We start from the raw sequence: 24,706 nt of genomic DNA, 5'->3' as shown, positions 1-24,706 counted from the left end.
CAAGATACCTGGTTGAATATTCAGAAAAACGGAAAACAGGTTTGCCTGTTGTAAACTATAACCCAAATGCTGAGAAGTGATGGACACTTCTGCCAGACAGTAAATATTCCGTCACAGCTCAGCACTTTTTAACGATTGCCAGCCGCTAATTTTTTAAAAGCGAAACATTAAACTTTACCAATGCTCACAGTTAATCATCCCTGGCACGGCGTAAACTATGGAAACAAAGCGCCCCAAAAAGTAACTGCCCTGATCGAAATCCCGGAGGGCTCTCGCTCCAAATATGAAGTAGATAAAGAATCCGGTCTTTTGATGCTTGACCGTGTGATCTACTCTTCTTTCCACTATCCGATGAACTATGGATTTATTCCACAGACTCTCGGAAAAGACGGCGATCCACTGGATATCCTGGTACTCTGCTCTCAATCGATCCATTCGCTTTGCCTTGTAGAAGCAACGGTGATCGGCAATATGCAGATGATCGATAATGGAGAACTGGATGATAAGATCATTGCTGTTGCTTCGAACGACCCTTCCGTTAACCATTACAACACGATCGAAGATGTTCCTCAACATTACCTGCTTGAGTTACGCAACTTCTTTGAACAATATAAAGTACTGGAGAATAAAGAAGTGAAGATCGACAATTTCCAGGATAAGGAAACTGCCTATAAAGTGATCCAGGAAGCGATTGATTTTTACAAGGAGAACTATCCTGCTAAATAATAGCCGGGCACCTCTATCAATGATCTGGCGTATGGCCCGCATAATGCGGTTCCATACGCCAGATCCTGTTTTAAGCACATTTGTTAAAATCAGATGAGGATGATACCGTTCGGAAAGCAAAAAGCTTAAATTGCTGCATCAACCACAACCGGAACCTGTAATGAAGAAACTTTACATCATTCTACTGTTATCAGTTGGCTTATCTGCAAACTCTTTCGCACAGTACGAAGGGCTGGTCGAGTTTACTCACAGTTATTTTCGTTCAGACCCTTTCCTCGGCCAGTTCAGCGCATTTATGCAACATCTGCTGAAAGATGAGGGCATCACTGTGAAAGAAACCAAACTCCGTACAGACAGTTCATTGTTCTCGTTCCAGGGCCTCTACGGCCAGTTCAATCCTTTCTTTTTCAAACCTGGCAAAGTTCAGATCATGCTGAAGGAAACGCCTGTGCAGTATATAGACAGTATGCCTCCCGGAGATACCATTCTTGTTTATCAACTGACCGCATTCGCTGAAGAAAGTGAGAAAGGGGTAAAAGAGGTAAAGGCCGAATTTGAAAAGATCTACCGCAAATACCGGAAGCGTTTTTTTGATACGGATTTCATTGAGTTCAAAGACGAGAGCGGAAAGATCGTCGGTGCCGCGTATAATTATTTTGTAGCCATGCATGGCCTGGCCCCGCTTACTGTTGCCTGGGGCACGTTAGACAATACACAGCGGCCGGTTCTGAACCTGACCTTACGATTGAAAACAAACAACAATTTCGCTTCTTTACCAACTCCTCTTTATAACCCTTAAGGAATGAGTTCGCTTGCCTGTATCTGTATTAATGATCCCTTTTTTATCGATCTGATCGATCCGCACTTTCCCTGAGGCATGCATGATCGTATCATTGCTCAAGAGCAAACCTACGTGCACGATCTCATCGTGATCATCAAAAAAAGCGAGATCACCGCAAACAGCATCTTTGATCTTATCTACGATCTTGCCTTCCTGTGCCTGCTGCCATGCGTCACGCGAAAGGTCAACCCCCATCATCTTGAAGTTAAGCTGCACAAACCCGCTGCAATCCACACCAAAGATGGTCTTACCTCCCCACATATATGGAGCGTTCAACCATGGGGCAACAGTGGATTTTATAAGGGAAGCATCCGGAGTAGCGCCGTAACGTTTTACAGCTTTGCCATCGAACTGGTATACCAGTCCATTGATCTTTCCCCGCGCGCCATCCCAGGCAGGGAGCGTCGCACCGATCGGAATGTGTACAGGCACCTGGTTGATGGTGATCGTGTTGATCAGCTCACCGGTTACGAACGGAGCTACACTTCCGGCTTTTGCTTCCTTTTCAGGCACTTCAGCTACATGGGTACGTGTAACCCACCCTTCATATCCGTCTGAGAGGTTTCGAACCTTGAGCCATTTATCACCTTTTTTCTTCAACACTTTTACTGTATCACCAAACAACAACTGATTGGTCATTTCTCCCTGATGCCTCGCCTTCCTTCTGACAGGTGCGGCCGGCACCTTTATGATCGCATAATCCATAGCGCGAAAATATTAAAATGATTTCCCGTGAATATTATGAAATTGTTTCCTCTCTGCATCATATATGCAGTCAGACAAAAAATCAAAAGAGCTCTGTTAATAACAGCCATCGATCTTTCGGCTGTATTTTTCACTTTTTAATTTTTACTTTTGATTTTGACTTTGACCCCAAAATCAAATTACCTATTTTTCGTTTGTGAAGGCTGAAAAATTTGACCATATCACGGACCAGGAGCTGCTCGAGCGGTTTGAACGCGACCATAATAATGAATGGTTGGGGATCCTTCTTCAGCGCTATACACTGCTGTTGCTGGGTGTATGCATGAAGTATCTCAAAAATGAGGAGGAAGCCAAAGACAGTGTTCAGCAAATATTTCTGAAAGTGATACAGGAACTGGGAAAGTACAAAGTTTCCTATTTCAAATCATGGCTTTACATGGTGGCAAAAAACCACTGTCTGATGAAGTTGCGTGACCGGCAGGGTAAGATCCCCGCAGAGCTGACCGAACGCCTGCTTGCAACCCCTGGCGAAGACACTGATCTGCAGCGGATGAGCCAGGAAGATCATACGCTGGAACTGATGGAAGACTCTCTGAAGGAATTGAACAGTGAGCAGCAGCAATGTGTAACTTTGTTCTACCTGCAGAAAAAAAGCTACCAGGAAATAAGCGACGAAACCGGCTACACAATGATGCAGGTAAAAAGCCATATACAAAACGGGAAAAGAAATCTGAAAATACTGATCGAAAAAAAATTAAAGGCCTCATAAAGCGTCATGCAGGAAAACCTGAAAGACATATTATCTAATTTATCAACTGAGATCGACCAGGAGACATTAATGCTGTATCTGCAGGACAAACTATCCGCAGAAAAAAAGCATGAAGTAGAAAAGATCCTGGCGGAAAATGAATTTGCCGCTGACGCGCTGGACGGCCTTCAGGAATTTTCTGATAAACGCCAGGTGAGTCATATGGTTGAAATGCTCAACCGTGACCTGAAAAAGAAAACGGAAAGAAAGAAACAACGCCGCGATAAGCTGAAGCTTCCTGATCAATCGTGGATCGTTATCTCGGTGGTGATCATTATCCTGCTTATTATTATCAGTTATATCGTTGTGTCAAAAGCAGCAAAATAAACAGGGATATCTCGGGTTTCTGAAAGTATTGAAATAGTCTATCATACCCGGGTGCCTTAGATCCTGTTCAGACAAGTGTCCTGGTAAGGAAAAACTTTCGGAACAAAGAGATCATTGCGAGTGCAAGGATACTTCCCATTCATCTAAAAAAAACCGGCCTAATAGCGCTTCTTGCCTACCCACTCTCCCCACTGCTGAAAGACCTCTTTCGCCATTGGATGTGGCTCATGCTGGAACGGGATCCGACGGTCCTCCATCAGTGCATTAATCTCATTGTAAATAAATGCGTCATCAAATTCGATCAGTGCTGCATCTTCGCGTGTGTTCGCGTAGATCACGCGGGAAGGACGAGCCCAGTAAATAGCGCCAAGGCACATCGGGCAGGGTTCGCAACTTGTATAAACATCGCAACCTGTAAGCTGGTGAGTGTTGAGGTTGGCGCAGGCATTACGGATAGCCACTACTTCCGCATGAGCCGTTGGGTCGTTTCTAGAAGTCACCATATTATATCCCTCTCCCACGACCTCATTATCCTTTACGATAACGCAGCCGAAAGGACCGCCATTTCCTTCTACCATCCCCTGCCGGGATAAAGCGATCGCCCGCTCCAGGAAGCCTTTTTCATCAGATGTAAGCATAATCGTACCATTGACCCTGCAAATATCACATAAAGCTGTGGATTACAGGCCACTTGTCCACAGTTTGTTCACGGCAAAGCGCCGAATATGAAGTTAACATTAATTTTAAGTTATCAGCCATCCATCTCATCTAAGCGTTGTACTTTTTCCGCGTCATTGCTAACCTTAAAACCCTGCATTTATGAAATGGGAAACTGTTACCTCAACGATTGAAGAATCTGTTTTTGCTTTATGGAACAATGGCAAAAAGCTGGTTACGCTGGCTTTTCACCCTGCCTCCAGCGCAGCCCGTGTTGAGTTTGCCGAGGAACGGCGCGTTTTCCTGATCAGGCAGGAAGGACTATTGAAGAACAAGACTGTACTGTGTAATGAATATGGCATCCGTATGGGACATGCCCGTTCTGAAAATAACAGGAACTTTATTGAACTCGACGAAGAGCGTTTCTTTTACAATATAGACAGCCAGCGCGATCAGGCTGTTACGATCTATCAGGAATCTAAGGAAAGCCCGCTGGCAGTGTGTGCATTCCCTCTGCCTGAAAATATGATCAGCAATCAATCTGGCCACAAACCGGTGTGGGATAAAGCTAAATATGGTTTGCTGATGACACTTTGCTGGTATCTCCTGCAGCAGCGCTAAAGCGTTGCTACAGGTTCTCCCAAATTTCTTTTCCAAAACTTTCGAGTGAAGGATCCCTTGCGCCCATGAGCAGTAATACACAGTTAGGGGTCAGATGGGACCGTATCGCGTTCAACAGCTCATTACGGTCTTCAATAAAAAAAGCATTGCTCCCAGCTGCCCGCAGATCGCCGATCAGGTCATTGGCCGAGATATCTTTCACCGCGGTTCCTCCGGCATAAAAGATCTCGCTCATCCATATTTCATCAGATGCGCGAAGGACGGCAGAGATCTCCTGTACAAAATCATTCCGCAGAAATTTGGTCGGACCATAACCATGCGGCTGGAACCAGGCGATCACTTTCGGAGCCACGGGTTGACAGGCAGAGATCGCTGCGGCACACTTCACGGGATTATGAGCAAAATCATCAATCACCCAAACGCCGTTCTTATTTCCCAATACCTGGTTGCGGCGATAAATACCTTCATACTTTTTCAACGCCTCAGCACTTACTTTCAGCGGCACACCAATTTGCGCAGCGACTGCTATTGCGGCCAGCGCATTCTCCATGTTATGACGGCCTAAAAGGTTTAGATGAAAGTCAGTTTCATTATTTACGCTGAATCCGATCGTCAACCCATCCTGCGTGAAATTGGAGGCCGTATATCCGGCGGGATGATCGGGCTGCAGGGAGAAATCATTTTTTATATCGGAAGATAACCGCATCGCGAGCGGATGAGAACGATTTACCACGAACCGCTGACTGTTGGCTTTAAACGTGGCGAACACATCCATCAATACCTCGATCTCTTTATGGTCTTTATCGATATTCAACAGTAATCCTATTTCCGGTTTGTATTGAACGATCGATCCGTCACTTTCATCCGCTTCGATCACCAGCCACTCAGACTCACCTACCCGGGCATTGCCAATAAGTCCTTTTTTGATCAGGCTTACCAGTCCGGCTCCGCTGATAATACCGGGCTTAAGACCTGCATGTTCCAGGATATCAAACAACATCGCGCTGGTAGTGCTTTTGCCACTCGTGCCGCCTACTGCAATCGTTTTTTTACTGGCGGCTATCAGTGCAAGCAGTTCAGAACGTTTGATGATCGGTATATTAAGTTGCTTTGCCTTTTGCACTTCAGGGACGGTATCTTCAACGGCTGTTGAAACTACTACGAGATCTGTTTCCGGAGTAATACCCGAACCATCCTGTTCAAAACAGGCAATTCCTTCGGCTTCCAGCTTCTGTCTTGTTTCGTTGAATTCGCCCGGCTTAAAAAAACGGTCGCTGCCAGATACAGCTTTGCCGCTTCCCTGTAAATATTGCGCAATTGCACTCATGCCTGCGCCTGCTACGCCGATAAAGAACGGCTTACGGAAATCATGGATAGAAGAAATCATTTGCAAATATGGGGAAAAATGGGCGAAGGGGGAAGAGGGCTTAGGCCACTGACCGCAGACGATCGGAAGAACCCGGGGCAGTTCTAAACTACAGGCGATGCTCTTTCCCTTCTGTGGTTAATTTCATCACACTGGCCTGTTGTCTGCCATCTGTTCCGCAGCCCTTCCCCAGCGCTGCGCGCCACTTCATTTCCCTCACGACACATTTGAAGCTGTGGGCCTGACAGCTGGTACAGTCTTGTATTTCCCGCGGTTCATAGCCGGTGTAATATTGCTTCTGACTTCGTGTTTTACAATTAAAATCTGTAACGATGAACAATACCGAGTTGATCAGGCACCTGGCCGGAAAGAAAATTCTTTTTGCCAATTTTCCAGCGGACGGACACTTCAACCCATTGACGGGTCTTGCGGTTTATCTCCAGGATCTTGGCTGCGATGTGAGATGGTATACGTCTGAGAAATATGCACCCAGGCTAAAGCAAATGGGGATACCGCATGTTCCGATGAAAGCAGCCATGGATATTTCGGATGTTGATAATGCATTTCCTGAAAGGGAAAAGATCAACGGAATGATTGCAAAACTGCGTTTTGACATTACGAACATTTTCATTCTTCGCGGTCCGGAATATTATGCAGATCTGCTGCAACTATACAGCACCAGCTTTGCATTCGACCTGCTGATCGCGGATTGTGCATTTACAGGAGTTCCTTTTGTAAAAGACCTGATGAAAATACCGGTGATCGGCATTGGTGTGCTGCCATTGACTGAGACTTCGAAAGATCTTCCTCCTTCTGGACTTGGTATGACTCCGTCCTATTCACTAATAGGAAAGATCAAACAGGCTTTACTAAGAAAGATCTCCGATAAGATCTTATTCAAGCGGCCCAACCAGGTATTGCATGAAATCCTTGATAAGTATGACATACCGCACAACAGGGAGACCGTATTTGATCTTTTACCAAAGAAAACAACATTATTTCTTCAAAGCGGCACGCCGGGGTTTGAATATTATAGAAGCGACCTTAGCAGCAATATTCGTTTTGCGGGAGCATTGCTACCTTTTTCATCAAAAAGAACATTACAATCGTGGTTTGACAAACGATTGACGGAGTATAAAAAAATGGTGATCGTAACCCAGGGCACGGTTGAAAAAAATATCGAAAAGATCATTGTTCCAACACTTGAAGCCTTGAAGGATACTGATATACTTGTTATAGCAACAACAGGAGGAAGCGGCACGGCTGAACTGCAAAGCAGATTTCCACAGAAGAATATCATCATTGCCGACTTTATTCCTTTCTCAGAGATCATGCCTTATGCGGATGCCTACATCACCAATGGCGGGTATGGCGGCGTGATGCTGGGTATAGAAAACAAAGTGCCAATGATCGTTGCAGGCGTACATGAAGGAAAGAACGAGATCAATGCACGTGTCGGGTATTTCAAGTTGGGGATCAACCTAAGGAAAGAGAATCCCACCGCAAGTGAGATAAAAAAAGCCGTAACGAAATTACTTGGCAACAGCGCGTATAAGGAGAACTTAAATAAACTCGCGAAAGAGTTTGCAACATATAACCCGAATAAACTTTGTGCTTATTATGCGTCCAGGCTTTTACAGCAGCAGGTTGAACAGGATGAGCTCTTTCCTGAACTGGCTGCAATAGTGTAATTTTAAAAAAACTGATCCGGCGGCCCTTATTAACGACTCATACTCCTTAACAGGATCAAGAAAACGAAACCTCTCAAAACATCTCTTCCGGCCCTGCGGTGGAGTATTTTGAGAGGTTCTTTCTTCACTGAAATTTCTTTTTCTCTTCTTTAAGGTTTCTGACCATTTCAGAGAAGCTGGTACTGCGGCTTAGTGCATTAACTGCCTGTGCAATGCGTTTGGCGCGGGTCTGATCTGTTTTTGCTTCATCAACCCATTTGCTGAAATATCGTTGAACGGAGCCCGTAAGCGTATTAAAAAAAGTTTGCGCGGATGGCTCGTCAGCCAGGCATTCGAGAAAGTCCTTATTGAATTGAAAAGGCTTTTTGTCTTCTTCCAGCCTGACCGTTAGCATGGCACCATGTTTTTTGCCTGTACCTTTTCGCATAGCTGCGTTAAAAGGCAGAATGAAAGCGCCTCCTCCCATGGGAATGATCGATACCATGGAGATCTTATGTTGATCCAATTGTCCTTTTACACGAAATCCTTTCTTTGTCCCGGGCTTTAACTTGTCCGCAAGCCCGGCAGGAATCTCAATATAAGTCCAACCGGTCTTATCCCCCTTTTCATCAAACTTATGAAGGGTCGCCTTAAACTCTATTTTTCCCATTAGCAAGAAGTTTATAAGTTTAATGTCTGTGATCTGAGTCTGAGCTCCGGCAGACAGCTTACCTTGTAATCTAAACAAGAAAATCTAAATAATCATGAAACAGTATCTAATTACCGGGATGGATGGTACTGACGAGTCGGCATTGGAAAGGCGTATGTCCGTCAGGCCCCTGCATTTTGAAAAAGCGAAAGCATTGAAAGCGTCCGGCAATTTTGTGCTGGGAGGTGCCATCCTGGATGATGCCGGCAAAATGAAAGGCTCCATGATGGTGGTCCAGTTTGAATCAGATGCAGCATTGAAAGCATGGATGGCTGAAGAGCCGTATATACTTGGCCAGGTGTGGCAACAGATAGAGGTCAAACCTTTTAAGGTAGCTGATGTTTGATCATTCGTGTGGCGAAGAAGCGCATTGATGCTTAACTATTGTTGCAGTTACGAGTAACTGCCCGACATGCCGTTGCGTATGTTCAGCTGCGTGAAACAATAAGCCGAGCACGGTGGTGGGTATTTGTTTACGGCCGATACCGCGTGGTTCAGTAAGTGTATTTTCCGGAGTTAGGGTGAGTTGAGCCAATGCGGCTGTAACGGTTTCAGAAAAATGATCAACAAGTTGCAGCATTAATCCATTTCTAATATCATCTTTTCCCTCATTTTTTAAGTAGTGCAATTGTTCATCAGTAAGAGGTAAAGCCCTGGCATAAGTGAACAGTCGATCCAGCACTCCTGAAAGATGGTGGAGGTGAAATCCGACGGAAGCGAGTCCTGCAGGGCGTTTCCAGAGAAGTTGGTCGGGAAAACCAGTCATGATCTCTTTCACTTCTTTGCGTGCCTGCAGGAGCGCGTGTGCGACAGGTTGAAGTAATATTGGGATCCCATCAACGGGACCTAACTGCCAGTATTCGGCTTCATTTTGCTTTATCATAATGTTAAAGATACATCAACCGGGTTTTGTGAGTTTTTTGTTGTATATTTGCCTGTCAATTTGAGCGAACAGCAAGTATTTGTAATTGAACGATTTTTTCTGCTAAGCACTCTGCTAATAGTTAGTCTTCTTTACGTTGCGTTATTCTCAAGAATTTTTTATTAATTATTTCATTTTCAAGATGAACATTTACGTTTCAAATTTAAGCTTCGCCGTACAAGACGAAGATCTCAGAGAGTTCTTTACTGAATATGGTGAAGTTTCTTCTGCAAAAGTTATCATGGACAAATTCACTAACCGTAGCAAAGGTTTCGGTTTCGTGGAAATGCCTGATGACGCTGCTGCTCAAAAAGCAATTGCTGAACTGGACGGTGGAATCGTAGAAGGTCGCGCTATCAAAGTAATGATCGCAAAACCTCGTGAAGAAAGAAGCAACAACAAACCTTCTTTTTCTAAGAGCCGTTGGTAATATCCCACGGTTACAACGATAAATAAGAAAGGCCCGCAAATGCGGGCCTTTCTTATTTATCGTTGTAACCGAAGTAAAATTCAAAAGTAAAAAGTCAAAAACTCTCATTCTGCGAAATTCATTACCTTTTCGCAGGTCTTTTTATTTTTACTTTTGAATCTTTACTTTACTACGCTCTTTGTTTCGCAGGGGCTTTCTTTTTGCCTTTTTTCAGGGCCTGCTCAATTGCCGCACTGAGATTTGCATAAGTTGGTTTACCAACTAATGGTTCATCGTTGATAAAGAATGCGGGTAATTCTTTTACTCCGCGATCCAGGCCTTCCTTAAGGTCATCCTGTACCTGCCAGCCAAACACACCATTCACAAGATCGTCCAGGAACTTTTTGCTTTTTACTCCGGCTTCTTTAGAGTGGAGCTTAAGGCTGGTTGTACCCAGGCTGCGGCGGTTGCTGAACAATACGTTGTGCATTTCCCAGAATTTACCTTCCTGGGCTGCCGCTACGGCAGCTTCGCCAGCTTTCAGGCTGCGCTGATGTACACGGGTTAGTGGGAAGTGGCGGAAGTTAAAGCGGATCTTTCCTTCATATTCTTCCAGCAATTGCTTAACTACTTCATTGGCTTTTGCGCAATCCTCATTTTCGTATTCGCCAAACTCCATTAGGGTTACAGGGGCGTCCTTTTGTCCTACAAAAATGTCCTTCGGTTCAATGATCTCCTCGATCTCTTTTTTAAATGCCATATTAGTATCTCTCCTTTTTGACTTTTGTCCGTTCTATCGGCCGGGCGTCATGTATATAACAATCTCCTTATGTTTTGGTTGAGTTAATTCTGATCAACCTCGTTGCGGCTGAAGGTAGTACTTTTTGATCCCCTACATATGCCCAAAAAAGCTAATTTTCAAAAAGGTCATTTTTTGGCTGTTAATCAGCTTTTTATAAGCCCTTCTGAGAAAAAAAGTTTTGGAGAAGATATTTTTACTCCTTATTGTATTATACCGCGCCGCAAAACAAATTACTGCCGCAATAATAGATGGTTTTTGAAATTCCAGGACGTTTATCACCATTTTTGTGCCAGCTGCGAGTAAGTTTCCATCGATCTTACAGGTAATTACCCCACTATTTCAGTTGGAAATGATTTTTCTGAAGAATTATTTAATTAAAAATATGTGTTGGGCATAGCGTTTTTTTTATGTTAAAACCCTTTGCTGGCAAGGGTTTCAGAGGATGACGCGATCCTTTAGCATTCCGAAAACAGACATATTATGGTTTGCAACACGAAAATCGCAGACGTAATTTTGTGTCAGCAAGAGAGAAAAATACACCGGTTCATCAGTAGCCGGTCAAACATCACCAGGAAGCTTGCCCCTCGGTCTACTTGCTTCGATTGCCCCACAAACTTTGTATAGCATAATATTATAAATAAACCTAAAAGTAAAGTCATGAAAACTGTATTATTTAACACCCGTATCGCTGCTGTTGCCCTGGTTCTTAGTTTGACCCTGGTATTTGCTAACGCAGCTTCTGCAAACGAAACAAATCCTTCAGGTCTTGAGCTGAAATTCATCGGCAACCTGAAAAATCAACCAGTATTCCACCTGAGCTACAATGGCACAGTTGAGAACGAATACACAATCGTTGTTCGCGACGAGTTCAACAATGTTCTCTACAAAGACCATGTAAAAGGAACAAGCATCTCTAAAAAGTTCATGCTGAACACTGAAGAGCTTGGTGATGTTGATGTTACTTTCGAGATCACTGATAAGAAAGCTGGTAAACCAGTAGTATACTCAATCAGCAAGAACTCTCGCCTGATCCAGGACGTAGTAGTTAACAAGGTTAAGTAAGCCACTGTCCGATAATATTCCCAATGAATACATGCTCTGGCATTTGCTGGAGCATGTTTCGTTTCAGGAGGAAGCGGTGAACCGTTGACCGTTGACCGTTGACCGTTGACCGTTGACCGACACAAATTAAAAGCGTGGGGCTATCGTTTATCAACGGTAGCCCCACGCTTTTAATTTGTACCCGAAGATGCAATTCTATTCCACCTCACTCGAATTCCGGTCAACGGACAACGGTCAACGGACAACGGTTAACGATCAACCACTTCCCGCCCTCTCGCCATTTCCATTCCGAGAGGTGTAATGCGTATGATAAGAGTGTCATGTTGTTCTGTGATGATCAACTCTTCTGTTTCAAGCAGGTTCAGTTGCTGGCTGATAAATGACCAGTCCTGGAACTGACGCAGGATCAGTTCCCGCGGCCGGCAGGCATATTTTTCCGGCTGCGGATCTTCCTTTACGATAGAATAGATCGTTTGAAGAAGGTGGTAGTGGTCTAGCATATTTTAAAAATATTGGAAAAAAGCGTTCGTTGATCATTTACTTATCAACATTTTTCCTAACCCGTAAGAGGGCTGGATCGTGTCATTTCCAGCATAAATTATTGGGCAAAATCCTCCTCATATCTACAGGAGCCGGGCCATTAAGACCTCATCCATATATTTGTTTTCCCGGCTGAGATAGCTGTACCCCTTCAATATTCCCTCCTTCACAAATCCTTCCTGCTCATATAGCTGTATTGCCTTTCCGTTTGTGATGGTCACGCTTAGTTCTAACCGTTTAAAGTTATCCTCCCGGGCTTTTGCAACCACATCCTGCATCAGGAGTCTTCCGTAACCGCGGCCCGAAAAATCCGGGTGGATCGCCAGCCCGCCCACATAAAGGATATGCGCCGTCCTGTATTTGTATGGGATCAATTTTACCATTCCTGCGTCCTGCACTCCATCCGAAAAAATGTATTTAACATCTTCACGGATGAGTTCGAGATAGACAGGTTCGAATGCTTCGATAGTCATCGGATCATACAACAGCCACGGATTGACTGCAGGATGCATGTACAGGTCAAATATAAACGGTAAGTCTGCCGGCAATGCTCTTCGTAACATATCATATTTTGTTTTGGGTTGAACCCACGTTATCGCTTACACGATTGTCACTACAATGAAATTGCTAAAGAAAAGTGAATACGCAAAACCTTTTGTGTATTCCTTTTTTAAAACGTATCAATAAGAAAACATCGATTATGAAAAGAATAATGAAGACGCTTGCGGCAGTATTTGCCATTCTATTGATTACCCAGACAACCATCGCCCAGCAGGGTCAGTCAGGATATTCGCTTAACCCATTTCCTAAAACAATTACCGTTAATGGCAGTGCCGAACTCGAGATCGTTCCTGATGAGATCTATGTTCAGATCCGCCTCATGGAATATCTGAAGAAAGGAGATCCCAAAAGAGACCTGGAAAAGATCAAGGCTGATTTCCTTGCCGCCTGCAAAGCAGTTGGTTTGTCCGATTCACTGATCAGCATTGCCTCTTACGCCGGTAATAATAATTATTACGAAGTAAAGAAAAAGAAGGCTCCGGATATGCTGGCAGAGATCATTTACCAGGTAAAGTTTTCCGGCAGCAGACAAATGGATCAGCTTGTGGAGAAACTGGATGACGAAGCAACAAAGAGCTTCCGGATCGTTTCAACAAGCCACAGCCGCATGACCGACCTTAAAAAACAACTAAAGATCAAGGCTATCCAGGCCGCACGTGAAAAAGGCATATACCTTACAGAAGCGATCGGCGAAAAACTGGGAGAGGCCGTGACCATCAACGAACCTGCTGAATGGATGCAACCAATGTATGCAAACGTTGCCTTACGTTCAAACAATGCCGGCTATGAAATGGCTGACGGCGGTGAGGCTATAGATTTCAAAAAGATCAAACTTAAATTCGACGTGTCCGTAGTGTTCGCAATCAGGTAATATCCTGGTGACCGGTGGCTTATAAGGCCTGATAACTGTCGACAGGTATTTATGGACGTTTTCAGCGATGGCTGATGCCGGGATCCCGTCATCAGCCATTGGCCATCGAACTATGAAGCCTTCAGCTTACATTTGCTATCCGATAAGGGTTTTGTCACCAAAACATCACCCCCGGTTTTATGAAAGTCTGTGGTTTTTCTTTTGTACGTAATGGCGTAAAGCTTGAATACCCATTCCTGGAAGCTATCAGGTCCATCCTTCCGCTGTGCGATGAAGTGATCGTTGCTGTTGGTAAATCAACAGACGATACGCTTGAACAGATCAAAAGCCTGGGACCCAAGATCACGATCATTGAAACGGTTTGGGAAGAAGGCCTGGTTCAGGGAAGAGTGCTGGCGGTGGAAACGGATAAGGCTTTCCAGGCTATTCCTGATAAATACGACTGGTGCATTTATATCCAGGGCGATGAAGTGATCCATGAAAAGTATCACCCCGTCATGCGGGAGTCTATGCAGCAGTACCTGGACGATAAAAAAGTAGATGGGTTCCTGTTTCACTATACGCATTTCTTTGGTTCTTATGCGTACGTTGGCGTTAACGCAGGATGGTATCGCCGGGAGATCAGGATCGTACGGAATAATAAAGAGATCTTTTCCTACCGGGATGCACAGGGGTTTCGCAAAAAGCCAAATGATAAGCTTCGCGTAAAATTGATCAACGCCTATATCTACCACTATGGCTGGGTCCGCAAACCGGAGGCCATGCGGGAAAAGGAAAAACAAAAGATCAAACTTTATGACAATAATGCCGCCGCTATCTCCGGTTACACAGAGTATATGAATGATTATACTTACGAGAAAGCGACCCAGCCCGTCAAACTGTTCACCGGTACACATCCTGCGGTTATGCAGGAGCGAGTGAACGCGCAGAACTGGGCCTTCCATCCGGATCCTTCACTGAAGTATGCTTCGGCGAAAGACAGGTTCAAACGGGTTGTAGGCAAATGGACGGGGTGGTTTCCGGGAGAATATAAGAACTATAAGATCATCTGACCTGCTGGATCCGCCGGAGCTTTGCTGTTGGGTATTCTTTGTTTCCGGGAGGTACACCCGAAAAAACCTGCTTTATTTTTTGGGCTCCACACCTTAACTGCAAAGGAAGACTCTTCGCCTATTACCGTCCTGCATAAGCAAATAAAAAAAGCAAGGCTCTTCACCTTGCTTTCATTTTATAAAAACTTCATTAGACAATGAAGGAATAGGTTCTCCTACTTTCTCTCCAACTCAAGTGTTTCATTTCTGAACACTACTGTATTATCAAACACATCCACCAGCACAGGATGGGTTTTATCGATATCGCCGGCAAGTATCCGCTTGCTTAACTGGTTGACGATCTCTTTCTGGATCAGCCGCTTTAACGGGCGTGCACCAAATTGTGGATCGAATCCCTGGTCTGCAAGATATTCGAGCGCATAGTTGCTGAATTCAAGCTGCACACCACTCTGTGACACCAGATGCTTCAGGTTCTCAAGCTGGATCTTCACGATACCCATGATCTGCCTTTTGAGCAGCGGCTGGAACATGATGATCTCATCTACCCTGTTCAAAAACTCCGGGCGGATCGTTTGACGGAGCAAATTCATCACTTCCACTTTTGCTTTATCCGCCGCATCTTCAATATTCTTCTCGCTCACGTTTTCAAACGCATCCATGATCAGGTGGCTACCAATATTACTGGTCATGATAATAATGGTATTCTTGAAATTCACCACTCTGCCCTTGCTGTCCGTCAAACGGCCATCGTCAAGTACCTGCAGTAACACATTCCATACATCAGGGTGTGCTTTCTCGATCTCATCCAGTAATACAACACTATAAGGCTTGCGACGAACTGACTCGGTCAGTTGTCCACCTTCATCATAGCCCACGTATCCCGGAGGTGCACCAACCAGCCGGCTGACAGTATGTTTTTCCTGGTACTCGCTCATGTCGATCCTGGTCATCATACTTTCATCATCGAAAAGGTATTCAGCCAGCGCTTTCGCGAGTTCCGTTTTACCGACGCCTGTTGTGCCGAGGAATATGAAGGAACCGATCGGCTTCTTCGGATCGCTTAGGCCCGCGCGGCTGCGTCGGATGGCATCGGCTACCGCGGTGATCGCTTCATCCTGGCCCACCACTCTTTCATGCAGATGTTCTTCCAGGTAAAGCAGTTTTTCTTTATCGGTCTGCATCATTTTAGTAACAGGGATACCGGTCATCTTTGCTACACTCTCCGCGATATCTTCTGCATCTACTTCTTCTTTCATGATCCTTGAATTCTCGCTGATCCCGGCAAGCTGACCGGAGAACTGTGTGATCAGTTCTTCCTGCTCTTTGATCTTACCATAACGGATCTCTGCCACCTTACCGTAGTCTCCTTCACGTTCCGCTTTTTCTGCTTCAAGTTTTAATTGCTCTATGGCAGCCTTACCACTTTGCACTTTCTCTACAATATCTTTTTCTTCCTTCCATTTTGCTTTGAAAGTATCCCGCTCTACAGAAAGATTTGCAATCTCTGTATTCAGCAGCCGCAGTTTCTCTTCATCATTCTCTCTTTTGATCGCTTCACGTTCGATCTCCAACTGGCGGATCTGCCGTACAAGCCTGTCCAGTTCTTCCGGCATAGAATTCATCTCGAGGCGAAGTTTTGCAGCACTTTCATCAATCAGGTCGATCGCCTTATCGGGTAGAAACCGATCGGTGATATAGCGGCTCGACAACTCCACTGCCGCAATAATTGCTTCGTCTTTGATACGAACGTGGTGGTGGGTTTCATAGCGGTCCTTTAATCCGCGAAGGATAGAAATAGCGTCTTCAATACCCGGCTCATCGATCAACACTCTCTGAAAGCGCCTTTCAAGGGCTTTATCTTTTTCAAAGAACTTCTGGTATTCATTCAATGTTGTGGCACCTACTGCACGCAATTCACCGCGGGCCAGGGCAGGTTTCAGAATGTTTGCGGCATCCATGGCACCTTCGCCACCACCAGCGCCCACGAGGGTATGGATCTCATCGATAAAAAGAATGATCTCCCCATCGCTCCCGCTCACTTCTTTTACAACACCTTTCAGGCGTTCTTCGAATTCTCCTTTATATTTTGCACCGGCAATAAGCAGTCCCATGTCCAGCGCATAGATCACTTTGGACTTGAGGTTTTCAGGAACGTCTCCATTTACGATCCGATGCGCGATACCTTCGGCAATGGCGGTTTTACCAACACCCGGCTCACCTACAAGGATCGGGTTATTTTTTGTGCGTCGTGAAAGAATATGCAGTGTGCGTCTGATCTCCTCATCACGCCCGATCACCGGATCAAGTTTTCCCTGTCTTGCCAGTTCATTCAGGTTCTTTGCATATTTATTCAGCGCATTGAACTCCTGGGTCTGGGTTTGTGACGTAACAGTATCTCCTTTGCGCAAGTCGCGGATAGCTGCAACCAACCCTTTTTCTGTTAACCCGGCATTTTTAAGTGCTTTGGCACTTTCATCATTGCCCTGTACGATGGCAAGAAGTATATGTTCCGGTGTAACGAATTCGTCGCTGAACTGTTTCAATGCAGCTCCCGCACGCAATACTACCTGGTTGGCATCGCGGCTGATCTGCTGGGCGGCATCGCCTGAGGTCCTGGGCAATTTTGCCATCAATTCTTCCAGGCGGCTTTCCACCAGGTTTATGGTAACATTATTCTTTTTCAGGAGATACTCCACCGGAGAATCTTCCTGGTCAAGCAACGCCTTCAGCAAATGCTCCGTTTCAATGTTCGGGCTCTGCGAATTAAATGCGATCTGCTGCGCCTGTTGAAAGGCTTCCGCTGCTTTTATGGTAAAATTTCCTAAGTTCATATCTAAAATATTAGCGTTGATTTTATTTAACAAACAGTATGCTGTAATCAGCGATACCTCTCCTATCTTCCCAACACGAAATGCTGACCCGCATAATTCGTGTTATATACTTTGCGTAACACCCAATTAGTGTTCCAAGCCAAAAAAACAGTAAGAATGTCATATAAATCTCTTTCAAACTGCATGAAAGTCATATCTGTAGCCCTTTCCCTGTTAATCTTGCAGCCCGCCGCAGCGCAGTTAGATACTGCCCGGTTGAGCTCCGAACTCAAAAGCCGTCAAAAGCTGCTTGGCAACGATGCAGTGGTGATGATCTGGAAAGACACGCTTATCTACAAAAAAGAGCTGGGTGATTATAACACCAAAACATCCGTTCCGGTTGCGATTGCCAGCAGCAGTAAATGGCTTACCGCGGCCCTTGTGATGCAATTTATCGATGAAGGAAAGCTTTCGCTTGATGACAAGGTTGGCCGCTGGTTGCCCGAATTTGACCGTTATGGCAAAAGCTATATCACCATTCGCAACTGCCTGTCACATATGACAGGTATCGATGACAATGCTAATTTTCTGAAAAAGATGTTCCAACGTACGAAGTTCCAGTCACTGGAAGAAGAAGTTAATTCTTTTGCGGCACGCGAGATCAGGGCGAATCCCGGCAACGATTTCTGGTATGGCCAGATCGGGGTAAATATCGCCGGAAGAGTATTGGAAGTTATCAGCAAAAAACGATTTGATGTACTGATCAAGCAAAAACTTTTCACACCGCTGGGCATGCGCAAGACGAGTTTTACAACGGTTGATGGCGGCCCGGTAAACCCCTCCGGCGGAGCTTTTTCCACTCCGGATGACTACATGAAATTTCTCGTAATGCTGCTGAACAAGGGCCAGGCAAATGGTAAGCAGATTTTAAGCGAAGAAGCGGTAAATACCCTGCTTCAGGTCCAGACAGACGCTTTAAAGATTAAATATACCCCAAAAGCGACGCAAGGGTTCGGCTATACACTGGGCAGCTGGGCGGTGACGGAAAAAGATGGCAAAGCAACCGTTCTCGCAAGCCCGGGATTGTTCGGAAGCTGGCCGATGATCGACTTTTGTAGGGGGTATGCCTACCTAGTTTTTACGAAAACATTGTTGAACGAAGAAAAAGCAGGGATACACCTTGAGCTCAAAAAGATTGTGGATGAAGGAGTTGGAGGCAATTGTCAATAGATCTTCCTCTGACAGCTGAACGCCGGTCAGAGGTTACCGAATTACTGAATTGCGGAATCCATCCCTAAACCAATACCCTGCCGCCCGACGTCCGTTCCCCCAAATCCGTTCTTCACAATTGTGCTATACATGTTACAGCGCCGGCCCTAACTTTGCCGGATGAAAAAATTTATAGTTCTGTCGGCCTGCCTTCTGGCAGGTTTGGAAATGTTACACGCACAGCAGGAATTACAGGTAAAGAAAAATCGTTTGATCAAAGGCATCTACTTCCAGTGGGGATACAATGTAGATGCTTACAGTCGCAGCGATATTCATTTCAAAATGAGTAATGGCGACAACTTCACGCTGCATAATGTCCGCGCGCATGACTCCGGGGATTTTGATGCGATCCTTAAGAAGCCAACAGAGATCTCCATTCCCCAGTATAACTACCGGATCGGTTTTTATTTAAATGATAAACGCAGCAAAGCCATTGAGATCAACTTTGACCATACAAAGTATATCGTTACAGATGGCCAGACTGCCCGTGTTACCGGTATCATAGACGGAAAGCCTGTGGAAGGAGACAGTGTTCTTAATCCAAAGACATTTCTTCACCTTGAGCATACAGACGGAGCAAACTGGCTTCACATCAATTACGTACAATTTTATACGGCCTTTCAGAATCATGCACGTACCAGAAGCCTCGTAAAATACCTTTGGAAAGCGGGCGCTGGTATCAACATCCCGCGTACAGACTTTACCTGGAGAGGTGACAGGTTGAATAATAAGTTCCACGTAGCCGGATACAATATCAGTACGGAAGCCGGTGCAAGATTGTATCCTTTCAAAAGGATCTTCCTTGAAGTAACAGGGAAAACAGGCTATGTGCGGTATGTAAATGCGTTAGCAAATACAACAGCAAGCAAAGGCAATCGTGTATCACATGGCTTTACTTATCTTGAAGCGATTGCCACACTTGGCTTCGACATAAATCTTTGAGTTTACCGGGAAGCGGTCTCATTTCCTGACCAACACAAGTCTTGCCCGGTCAGCTTTATAGATCGCTTCCTGGAATTTAACCAGCTGCTGATACTGATCGGCAGGAAATTTCCCTCCATATTTTTCTATCCTTCGGGAATAGATGATCTTACCGTTTGTGATCCGGGTTGCAGCTCTGTAAGTGCCAAAGGGTGTAGAGAGATTCATGTCTGCAGGCAATGATTCCGGTTCGTATCCTGGCAAAAGATCTATCTCCACGCTGTCGGTCATCCGGTACGCCAAACCCAGTTCCACAGGATACCGACGGATAGAGTCTGCGGAAAGTTTCTGAGAGAGTCTTGTCATGATGTTAGGCACAATAAAGAGGCGCTTCCCGGTGACTGAGGCGTAATGACTCACACTGATATCAAGTGTCTCGTCGATAAAAGGATCTGCTGTTTTTTCTTCTTTATAATCGAACCTGTCAACATCGTAGGTAAAAAAATCCAACTGCTCATGCAGGTATTCTTTCACTTTATCCCCCGACAGGTTATTGATCAGACCATGCAGATTGTCCTGCAATAAACCCCGGTAATTCGTTGTGGCTTTTACTTTTAATGAACCGTCTTCTTTAAGGCTTGCGTTTATATACCGTGTCTGAAGATTTTCATTGATGCCGTAATCGGGAGTTCTTACCAGTTTACCGCCAGTTTCATCCACCAGCAGCACAGATCTTCCCGCAGTGAAATCACTCAGATATCCAGCTGGTAATGTCTGGCTGGTACATTCCAGCCACATGGTATCCTGCTGTACGGGCACACATAAGATCACATGATTAAACTGCTGCGAAGGAAATTCTGCTGTCATATACCGCGAATCCCTTCCGGCCAACACGAGGGTATAATAAGAGGGAATGCCTGCTTCTTTCAGTAAGGCTGACATGTAATTCACCAATGCTTTACAGTCACCATACCGGTTTGCCGCTACATATTTTGCATCGAATGGTTGCCACCCTCCGATGCCAAGCTGGATGCTGACATAATGCGTATTGCGCTGCATGTATTGATACAATAAAGAGATCTTCTCCCTGATATCAGCAACGGGATCGGCTATCTGATGCACCTCCTGTTTTATATTATCGGGCAATATATCCCGGCCGGCTTTCAGCGAATAAATGAAGCGTCCGAAATCGGTCCATGTATTCATGCTTCCTTTAAAATCGTTGACCTGGAAATCTCCGGGACCCAGCAATACGGTTGCGGAGATCTCATGCCACATCGGGGCCTGAGGTTCTTTTTGTATGGCTGGCAGATTGGAAGCAGACCAGAAAGTGGTCCGGGTATTCTTTTCAAAAGATACAACCGGTTCTTCATTGTACATAAATGCCTTATAGCGGAATTCATAGCCTGCAGGGCATATAACCTTCATTGTGCTTTTCTCAACCGCGATCCCTGCGGCGGGACGCGGAGCCCACATCGGGAAGAACATAGAGGATTTATTCCGGATCTCAACCGTATACTCAATGGTATAAGGGTAAGAACGCTGATAAAAGTTATGGACCTTGACCCGGCCGTCATCAATGAACGTTCCCTCAGAGCCAGCTTTGTAATCCTTCAGCTCTTTTTTCTTCACCTTCCTGATCACTTTGCCAAACGGATCGTAAAGTATTCCTTCCATTGATTCAATAGAGCGGAGATTATCATAGTATTCGGAAAATTCTGCCCATCGGTCACCTTTTTCATTCAGCACGGTGATCACATAATGATTGGTACGCACTGTTTCTTTCAAACTTTTTATATTGAATGTTACCTCCTCCAACCTGATCACAGCATTGGCATTCATCCGGAGTAAAGGGGAAATTCCTGAAACAGCATACCCACCATCAACACCATAACAAAATGAGGTGAAGCATAACATCAAAAGAACTGACAGTATTGTCTTCATTTTTTCTTTTTAAATACGATCTGTTCACTTTGTTTTTTCACTACAAGATCAAAAAACTCGCGCAGCATATTGTATTCTTCCGGATCAAAATAAGTACGGCTGATCCTTAATCTGCACCGGATAGTGATCACTCCATTTGCTTCCATTGTGCGATACTCGAAATTGCCTTCATCTTCTTTGTTCAGTTTTACAATGACCGATTTCGGCAATTCGTCCACAGTATATCCTTCCGGAACATCCATCCGGAACAAGTGAGTCTGATCCACGGCATAGGGCATTTCTACAGGGTAGAATCTTTCTGCCGATTTGAATGGATTCTGCGCCCAGCTCTTCATAAATACGGGATCAAAATACCATACATCTGCGTTATCTGCAGGATAGGTTATTTTACACTTGACGACAAGCGGAGACTCATAATTATACAGCGAATCGATACTTGCCTCACTGACCGTTGATTCATCATCTCCCACATTTTTTCGCAAGTCATCCATATAAGCATTCAGCCCTTTATCTTTTACTGCCGAACGAATGGCGGATGATTCATAATAGCCCGGGGCATGTTGCAGACCGGCCACCAGTTTTCCCTCTGCACTATTTGATAAAAAAACAGAGGTCAGTGATCTCTCCATCAACGATTCGGACTTCAGCTCCACTCCTTCTGCTGAGTCAGCAACCACCCGCGCATGGCCGTTATAACAGTCGAACCCGAGCTTATCAAACCCCAGCTGAGGCCTGCTGGCATCAAGAAAGTATTTCTTATCATCTATCAACAGACGGATGACCACGTAATTGAAGCGATCGATCAAAGGATATAACGCATAAGTATAGCCATTACTGCGCGTACTGAGGATCACAGGGTCTGCCTGCAATCCAGCCTTCCTTAACATCGAGATCAGCAACAGATTGATCTCTGCTTCCGTACCTGTTTTAGTGTTCAGAGTATTCTTCAGAGACTTTGTCAGATAAAACGAATTGCGCCGGGTGCAGACCATATTATCCCTTACCCATTCATAGATATTTCTGGCTTTCTGAAGGGAAGTGGATGCATTCTTCAGCACACCAGGCATTACTCCATCGAGCCATTCATTTGGCTGCTGCAATGAAAGGCCAAAGTCTTCATCATTCATGAGCACGTGCATGGTTTCATTCCATGTGCTCATTACTTTTTTGGGAACAAATGGTTCCCTGTATTCTGACAGCTGAAACTCTATCCTGGCAACGTGATTACTGATAGTGGAAGTAAACCCTTCCTCTTTGAGAGCTGGCAGATCTTTCATTACCCACCTGAAAAAAGTTATACCCGCAGAGAAGTTGATCCGTTCGTTGCCGGTTCCTTGCAGCACGCCCTGTTTTGGCACTTCGACGGCAAACGATTCCCGTTTATCTTTTTGCTCTTTGATATAAAAAGCCTGATATCCCTGCGTCAATGAAACATAGTTAAGGAACTCGGGCATACCTACAATGTATTCACTCCAAAGTGTCGGATATCTATCCTGGAAATTCCATGGTCTCAGGTTAAAAAGAAAATCAGACTTGAGCTTATATTCCATTTCGATGATCGCGCCTTCCCGTACGGCTGGAAACACAAATTTCCTGATCACTTTATTGCGACTGATCCTTTCCTTGAATACATCGTTTTTAGGATCAACTTTTGTCTCTACTACTTTCCCGTTTTCAAGATTGTAGGTAACGGCCTTCAGGCTGCTCAGCTCTTCTTCACGGTCACCCTGTGTATAAATGGGGATCTCTACTTCCAGGATCTCATAGGCGCTTTTATTCAGTACATGAATGCGGCAGTAGCGTTTGAATTCGATGGAGAACCCTCCTTTTGTGTTGCCGACGAAGTCTGTTGAACCTATATCGCCGATGATAACGGCGCCGGAACTTGTATCTACCGTATATTTTGCTTTAAAGTCTTCAACGCTTACTTTCCCGAATTTGATCTTTGCCTTTTCCTGGGAGAAGATGGGTGTGAATTCCAGAAATAGCAGAAACAATAGCAGGAATCGAACTTTCATGCGGGTGGAGTTTGGTGGTATCGGTTTGAAAATCAACGGGAACAAGTTTACATAAAATATCCCAGATTTTAGAGGGTATCTTTGTCCCGCTTTTATGCATGAAAAATACTGATACTCATACCCGTTTTATCAAAGAAACTGCTGCAAGCCTGGGCTTCGACTATTGCGGTATTGCGAAAGCAGTTCGCCTGGATGAAGACGCGCGAAGGCTGGAGCAATGGCTTAACCAGGGAATGCATGGTTCCATGAAGTATATGGAGAATCATTTCGAGCTTCGGGTAGACCCGGGCAAACTGGTTCCGGGTGCCAGATCGGTGATTACGTTACTCCAGAACTATTACCCTTCGGAGCAGCAGGATACAGGATCGCCTCGTATTGCCAAATATGCATTTGGAAATGACTATCATGAAATTATCCGGGCGAAAATGAATGACTTCCTCGCAAGGATCAGGGAAAAGATCGGAGACGTGGATGGGCGTGGTTTTGTGGATTCAGCTCCTGTGCTCGAACGGGCCTGGGCGCGAAAAAGCGGACTGGGCTGGATCGGAAAGAACGGCAACCTGCTCACTCCAAAAAACGGCTCCTTCTTTTTTATTGCAACGCTCATAACCAACCTTGAGCTGAGCTATGACGACCCTTTTGCACGTGATCACTGCGGCTCCTGCACCCGTTGCATTGATGCCTGCCCTACCGATGCTATCCTTCCGGGAAAAGTGGTGGATGGGAGTAAATGCATTTCATATTTTACGATCGAATTGAAAGACTCGCTGATCCCGGACGAGATGAAAGGAAAATTTGACGACTGGGCTTTTGGCTGCGATACCTGCCAGGATGTTTGTCCCTGGAATCGCTTCAGCAAACCTCATAAAGAAGCTGGCCTCCACCCCATTCCCGAGATCCTGAACCTTGCCACTACGGAATGGGAGCATATGACGGAAGAGTCGTTCAGGAAGATATTCCGTCACTCAGCACTCAGCCGGACAAAATGGAAAGGAATACAGCGGAATTTGAAGTTTTTGAAAGAAGAATGAGATTGTTGACCGTTGACCGTTGACCGTTGACCGTTGACCGTTGACCGTTGACCGTTGACCGTTG

At 45.1% G+C, this 24,706-nt stretch carries 25 protein-coding genes; 14 read left to right on the top strand and 11 right to left on the bottom strand.

Annotation, left to right across the window (positions count from 1 at the left end; translation table 11 throughout):
- Positions 1-180: 180 nt before the first annotated feature.
- A complete protein-coding gene (locus LZZ85_RS25485; protein WP_237876489.1) occupies positions 181-726 on the top strand; it encodes an inorganic diphosphatase in 546 nt (181 codons plus the stop codon).
- A gap of 160 nt (positions 727-886) precedes the next feature.
- Positions 887-1,525: a hypothetical protein gene (locus LZZ85_RS25480; RefSeq protein WP_237876488.1), complete on the top strand. Its 639-nt coding sequence runs from the start codon at positions 887-889 to the stop codon at positions 1,523-1,525.
- On the opposite strand, the gene LZZ85_RS25475 is transcribed toward LZZ85_RS25480, so the two are convergent.
- Entirely contained in the window at positions 1,499-2,272 is a 774-nt protein-coding gene (locus tag LZZ85_RS25475) for a C40 family peptidase (RefSeq protein ID WP_237876487.1), read from the bottom strand. The genes LZZ85_RS25480 and LZZ85_RS25475 overlap by 27 nt on opposite strands.
- A gap of 196 nt (positions 2,273-2,468) precedes the next feature.
- Between LZZ85_RS25475 and LZZ85_RS25470 the strand changes: the two genes are divergently transcribed.
- Both LZZ85_RS25470 and LZZ85_RS25465 read left to right on the top strand, forming a co-directional pair.
- Complete coding sequence (locus LZZ85_RS25470; RefSeq protein WP_237876485.1) at positions 2,469-3,041, top strand: RNA polymerase sigma factor; 573 nt, start codon at positions 2,469-2,471, stop codon at positions 3,039-3,041.
- A gap of 6 nt (positions 3,042-3,047) precedes the next feature.
- Positions 3,048-3,407 carry a hypothetical protein gene (locus LZZ85_RS25465; RefSeq protein ID WP_237876484.1) on the top strand — a complete coding sequence of 120 codons (360 nt, stop codon included), beginning with the start codon at positions 3,048-3,050 and terminating at the stop codon, positions 3,405-3,407.
- Positions 3,408-3,565: 158 nt separating this feature from the next.
- Here LZZ85_RS25465 and LZZ85_RS25460 read toward each other — a convergent pair whose 3' ends face one another.
- Entirely contained in the window at positions 3,566-4,045 is a 480-nt protein-coding gene (locus LZZ85_RS25460) for a nucleoside deaminase (protein WP_237876482.1), read from the bottom strand.
- A 181-nt stretch (positions 4,046-4,226) separates the two neighbouring features.
- On the opposite strand from LZZ85_RS25460, the gene LZZ85_RS25455 reads away from it, so the two are divergent.
- A complete protein-coding gene (locus LZZ85_RS25455) occupies positions 4,227-4,685 on the top strand; it encodes a hypothetical protein (RefSeq protein ID WP_237876481.1) in 459 nt (152 codons plus the stop codon).
- A gap of 7 nt (positions 4,686-4,692) precedes the next feature.
- Here the strand turns inward: LZZ85_RS25455 and LZZ85_RS25450 are convergent, their stop codons facing one another.
- Complete coding sequence (locus tag LZZ85_RS25450; protein WP_237876480.1) at positions 4,693-6,072, bottom strand: UDP-N-acetylmuramate--L-alanine ligase; 1,380 nt, start codon at positions 6,070-6,072, stop codon at positions 4,693-4,695.
- A 311-nt stretch (positions 6,073-6,383) separates the two neighbouring features.
- Here LZZ85_RS25450 and LZZ85_RS25445 point away from each other — a divergent pair, with 311 nt between their 5' ends.
- Entirely contained in the window at positions 6,384-7,742 is a 1,359-nt protein-coding gene (locus LZZ85_RS25445; protein ID WP_237876479.1) for a glycosyltransferase, read from the top strand.
- Between the two features lie 124 nt (positions 7,743-7,866).
- Here LZZ85_RS25445 and LZZ85_RS25440 read toward each other — a convergent pair whose 3' ends face one another.
- Positions 7,867-8,391 carry a YdeI/OmpD-associated family protein gene (locus LZZ85_RS25440; protein ID WP_237876477.1) on the bottom strand — a complete coding sequence of 175 codons (525 nt, stop codon included), beginning with the start codon at positions 8,389-8,391 and terminating at the stop codon, positions 7,867-7,869.
- Between the two features lie 94 nt (positions 8,392-8,485).
- Here LZZ85_RS25440 and LZZ85_RS25435 point away from each other — a divergent pair, with 94 nt between their 5' ends.
- Positions 8,486-8,776, top strand: coding sequence for a YciI family protein (locus LZZ85_RS25435; RefSeq protein WP_237876476.1), 291 nt, complete (start codon positions 8,486-8,488; stop codon positions 8,774-8,776).
- Here the strand turns inward: LZZ85_RS25435 and LZZ85_RS25430 are convergent, their stop codons facing one another.
- A complete protein-coding gene (locus LZZ85_RS25430) occupies positions 8,777-9,313 on the bottom strand; it encodes a DinB family protein (protein WP_237876475.1) in 537 nt (178 codons plus the stop codon).
- 181 nt (positions 9,314-9,494) lie between these two features.
- Here LZZ85_RS25430 and rbp point away from each other — a divergent pair, with 181 nt between their 5' ends.
- Positions 9,495-9,782, top strand: a complete 288-nt coding sequence (gene rbp, locus LZZ85_RS25425; protein WP_237876474.1) for an RNA-binding regulator — start codon at positions 9,495-9,497, stop codon at positions 9,780-9,782.
- Between the two features lie 169 nt (positions 9,783-9,951).
- Here rbp and LZZ85_RS25420 read toward each other — a convergent pair whose 3' ends face one another.
- A complete protein-coding gene (locus LZZ85_RS25420; RefSeq protein ID WP_237876472.1) occupies positions 9,952-10,521 on the bottom strand; it encodes a DsbA family protein in 570 nt (189 codons plus the stop codon).
- A gap of 699 nt (positions 10,522-11,220) precedes the next feature.
- On the opposite strand from LZZ85_RS25420, the gene LZZ85_RS25415 reads away from it, so the two are divergent.
- Positions 11,221-11,625 (top strand): hypothetical protein, encoded by a 405-nt coding sequence (locus tag LZZ85_RS25415; protein WP_237876471.1) that lies wholly within the window; start codon positions 11,221-11,223, stop codon positions 11,623-11,625.
- 248 nt (positions 11,626-11,873) lie between these two features.
- Here LZZ85_RS25415 and LZZ85_RS25410 read toward each other — a convergent pair whose 3' ends face one another.
- Both LZZ85_RS25410 and LZZ85_RS25405 read right to left on the bottom strand, forming a co-directional pair.
- Positions 11,874-12,125: a hypothetical protein gene (locus LZZ85_RS25410; RefSeq protein WP_237876470.1), complete on the bottom strand. Its 252-nt coding sequence runs from the start codon at positions 12,123-12,125 to the stop codon at positions 11,874-11,876.
- A 123-nt stretch (positions 12,126-12,248) separates the two neighbouring features.
- On the bottom strand, positions 12,249-12,728 hold the full coding sequence (locus LZZ85_RS25405) for a GNAT family N-acetyltransferase (protein ID WP_237876469.1): 480 nt from the start codon (positions 12,726-12,728) through the stop codon (positions 12,249-12,251).
- 137 nt (positions 12,729-12,865) lie between these two features.
- Here LZZ85_RS25405 and LZZ85_RS25400 point away from each other — a divergent pair, with 137 nt between their 5' ends.
- Complete coding sequence (locus LZZ85_RS25400) at positions 12,866-13,597, top strand: SIMPL domain-containing protein (RefSeq protein WP_237876467.1); 732 nt, start codon at positions 12,866-12,868, stop codon at positions 13,595-13,597.
- Between the two features lie 179 nt (positions 13,598-13,776).
- Positions 13,777-14,649 (top strand): glycosyltransferase family protein, encoded by an 873-nt coding sequence (locus LZZ85_RS25395; protein WP_237876466.1) that lies wholly within the window; start codon positions 13,777-13,779, stop codon positions 14,647-14,649.
- A gap of 215 nt (positions 14,650-14,864) precedes the next feature.
- On the opposite strand, the gene clpB is transcribed toward LZZ85_RS25395, so the two are convergent.
- Complete coding sequence (clpB, locus tag LZZ85_RS25390) at positions 14,865-17,480, bottom strand: ATP-dependent chaperone ClpB (RefSeq protein ID WP_237876465.1); 2,616 nt, start codon at positions 17,478-17,480, stop codon at positions 14,865-14,867.
- A gap of 183 nt (positions 17,481-17,663) precedes the next feature.
- Here clpB and LZZ85_RS25385 point away from each other — a divergent pair, with 183 nt between their 5' ends.
- A complete protein-coding gene (locus tag LZZ85_RS25385; protein WP_237876463.1) occupies positions 17,664-18,689 on the top strand; it encodes a serine hydrolase domain-containing protein in 1,026 nt (341 codons plus the stop codon).
- A 159-nt stretch (positions 18,690-18,848) separates the two neighbouring features.
- Entirely contained in the window at positions 18,849-19,670 is an 822-nt protein-coding gene (locus LZZ85_RS25380) for a hypothetical protein (protein ID WP_237876462.1), read from the top strand.
- Positions 19,671-19,688: 18 nt separating this feature from the next.
- Here LZZ85_RS25380 and LZZ85_RS25375 read toward each other — a convergent pair whose 3' ends face one another.
- Both LZZ85_RS25375 and LZZ85_RS25370 read right to left on the bottom strand, forming a co-directional pair.
- The gene (locus tag LZZ85_RS25375) at positions 19,689-21,593 is read right to left on the bottom strand and encodes a DUF3857 domain-containing transglutaminase family protein (RefSeq protein WP_237876461.1); all 1,905 of its coding nucleotides are present in this window, start codon (positions 21,591-21,593) and stop codon (positions 19,689-19,691) included.
- A complete protein-coding gene (locus LZZ85_RS25370; RefSeq protein ID WP_237876460.1) occupies positions 21,590-23,611 on the bottom strand; it encodes a transglutaminase family protein in 2,022 nt (673 codons plus the stop codon). Before LZZ85_RS25370 ends, LZZ85_RS25375 begins: the two co-directional genes overlap by 4 nt.
- A gap of 98 nt (positions 23,612-23,709) precedes the next feature.
- On the opposite strand from LZZ85_RS25370, the gene queG reads away from it, so the two are divergent.
- Positions 23,710-24,642 (top strand): tRNA epoxyqueuosine(34) reductase QueG, encoded by a 933-nt coding sequence (queG, locus tag LZZ85_RS25365; protein ID WP_237876458.1) that lies wholly within the window; start codon positions 23,710-23,712, stop codon positions 24,640-24,642.
- The last annotated feature ends 64 nt before the right edge of the window (positions 24,643-24,706 follow it).

Source organism: Terrimonas ginsenosidimutans, assembly GCF_022012415.1.
Taxonomy (GTDB): Bacteria; Bacteroidota; Bacteroidia; order Chitinophagales; family Chitinophagaceae; genus Terrimonas_A; species Terrimonas_A ginsenosidimutans.
Note: the sequence above shows the minus strand (reverse complement) of the source record. Positions and strands in the feature narration are given on the sequence as shown.

What these genes read in the sequence shown, in the direction of transcription:
- LZZ85_RS25485 (WP_237876489.1), top strand. Translation starts at nt 181, where the DNA reads ATGCTCACAGTTAATCATCCCTGGCACGGCGTAAACTATGGAAACAAA.
- LZZ85_RS25480 (WP_237876488.1), top strand. Translation starts at nt 887, where the DNA reads ATGAAGAAACTTTACATCATTCTACTGTTATCAGTTGGCTTATCTGCA.
- LZZ85_RS25475 (WP_237876487.1), bottom strand. Translation starts at nt 2,272, where the DNA reads ATGGATTATGCGATCATAAAGGTGCCGGCCGCACCTGTCAGAAGGAAG.
- LZZ85_RS25465 (WP_237876484.1), top strand. Translation starts at nt 3,048, where the DNA reads ATGCAGGAAAACCTGAAAGACATATTATCTAATTTATCAACTGAGATC.
- LZZ85_RS25460 (WP_237876482.1), bottom strand. Translation starts at nt 4,045, where the DNA reads ATGCTTACATCTGATGAAAAAGGCTTCCTGGAGCGGGCGATCGCTTTA.
- LZZ85_RS25455 (WP_237876481.1), top strand. Translation starts at nt 4,227, where the DNA reads ATGAAATGGGAAACTGTTACCTCAACGATTGAAGAATCTGTTTTTGCT.
- LZZ85_RS25450 (WP_237876480.1), bottom strand. Translation starts at nt 6,072, where the DNA reads ATGATTTCTTCTATCCATGATTTCCGTAAGCCGTTCTTTATCGGCGTA.
- LZZ85_RS25445 (WP_237876479.1), top strand. Translation starts at nt 6,384, where the DNA reads ATGAACAATACCGAGTTGATCAGGCACCTGGCCGGAAAGAAAATTCTT.
- LZZ85_RS25440 (WP_237876477.1), bottom strand. Translation starts at nt 8,391, where the DNA reads ATGGGAAAAATAGAGTTTAAGGCGACCCTTCATAAGTTTGATGAAAAG.
- LZZ85_RS25435 (WP_237876476.1), top strand. Translation starts at nt 8,486, where the DNA reads ATGAAACAGTATCTAATTACCGGGATGGATGGTACTGACGAGTCGGCA.
- LZZ85_RS25430 (WP_237876475.1), bottom strand. Translation starts at nt 9,313, where the DNA reads ATGATAAAGCAAAATGAAGCCGAATACTGGCAGTTAGGTCCCGTTGAT.
- rbp (WP_237876474.1), top strand. Translation starts at nt 9,495, where the DNA reads ATGAACATTTACGTTTCAAATTTAAGCTTCGCCGTACAAGACGAAGAT.
- LZZ85_RS25420 (WP_237876472.1), bottom strand. Translation starts at nt 10,521, where the DNA reads ATGGCATTTAAAAAAGAGATCGAGGAGATCATTGAACCGAAGGACATT.
- LZZ85_RS25415 (WP_237876471.1), top strand. Translation starts at nt 11,221, where the DNA reads ATGAAAACTGTATTATTTAACACCCGTATCGCTGCTGTTGCCCTGGTT.
- LZZ85_RS25410 (WP_237876470.1), bottom strand. Translation starts at nt 12,125, where the DNA reads ATGCTAGACCACTACCACCTTCTTCAAACGATCTATTCTATCGTAAAG.
- LZZ85_RS25405 (WP_237876469.1), bottom strand. Translation starts at nt 12,728, where the DNA reads ATGTTACGAAGAGCATTGCCGGCAGACTTACCGTTTATATTTGACCTG.
- LZZ85_RS25400 (WP_237876467.1), top strand. Translation starts at nt 12,866, where the DNA reads ATGAAAAGAATAATGAAGACGCTTGCGGCAGTATTTGCCATTCTATTG.
- LZZ85_RS25395 (WP_237876466.1), top strand. Translation starts at nt 13,777, where the DNA reads ATGAAAGTCTGTGGTTTTTCTTTTGTACGTAATGGCGTAAAGCTTGAA.
- clpB (WP_237876465.1), bottom strand. Translation starts at nt 17,480, where the DNA reads ATGAACTTAGGAAATTTTACCATAAAAGCAGCGGAAGCCTTTCAACAG.
- LZZ85_RS25385 (WP_237876463.1), top strand. Translation starts at nt 17,664, where the DNA reads ATGAAAGTCATATCTGTAGCCCTTTCCCTGTTAATCTTGCAGCCCGCC.
- LZZ85_RS25380 (WP_237876462.1), top strand. Translation starts at nt 18,849, where the DNA reads ATGAAAAAATTTATAGTTCTGTCGGCCTGCCTTCTGGCAGGTTTGGAA.
- LZZ85_RS25375 (WP_237876461.1), bottom strand. Translation starts at nt 21,593, where the DNA reads ATGAAGACAATACTGTCAGTTCTTTTGATGTTATGCTTCACCTCATTT.
- LZZ85_RS25370 (WP_237876460.1), bottom strand. Translation starts at nt 23,611, where the DNA reads ATGAAAGTTCGATTCCTGCTATTGTTTCTGCTATTTCTGGAATTCACA.
- queG (WP_237876458.1), top strand. Translation starts at nt 23,710, where the DNA reads ATGAAAAATACTGATACTCATACCCGTTTTATCAAAGAAACTGCTGCA.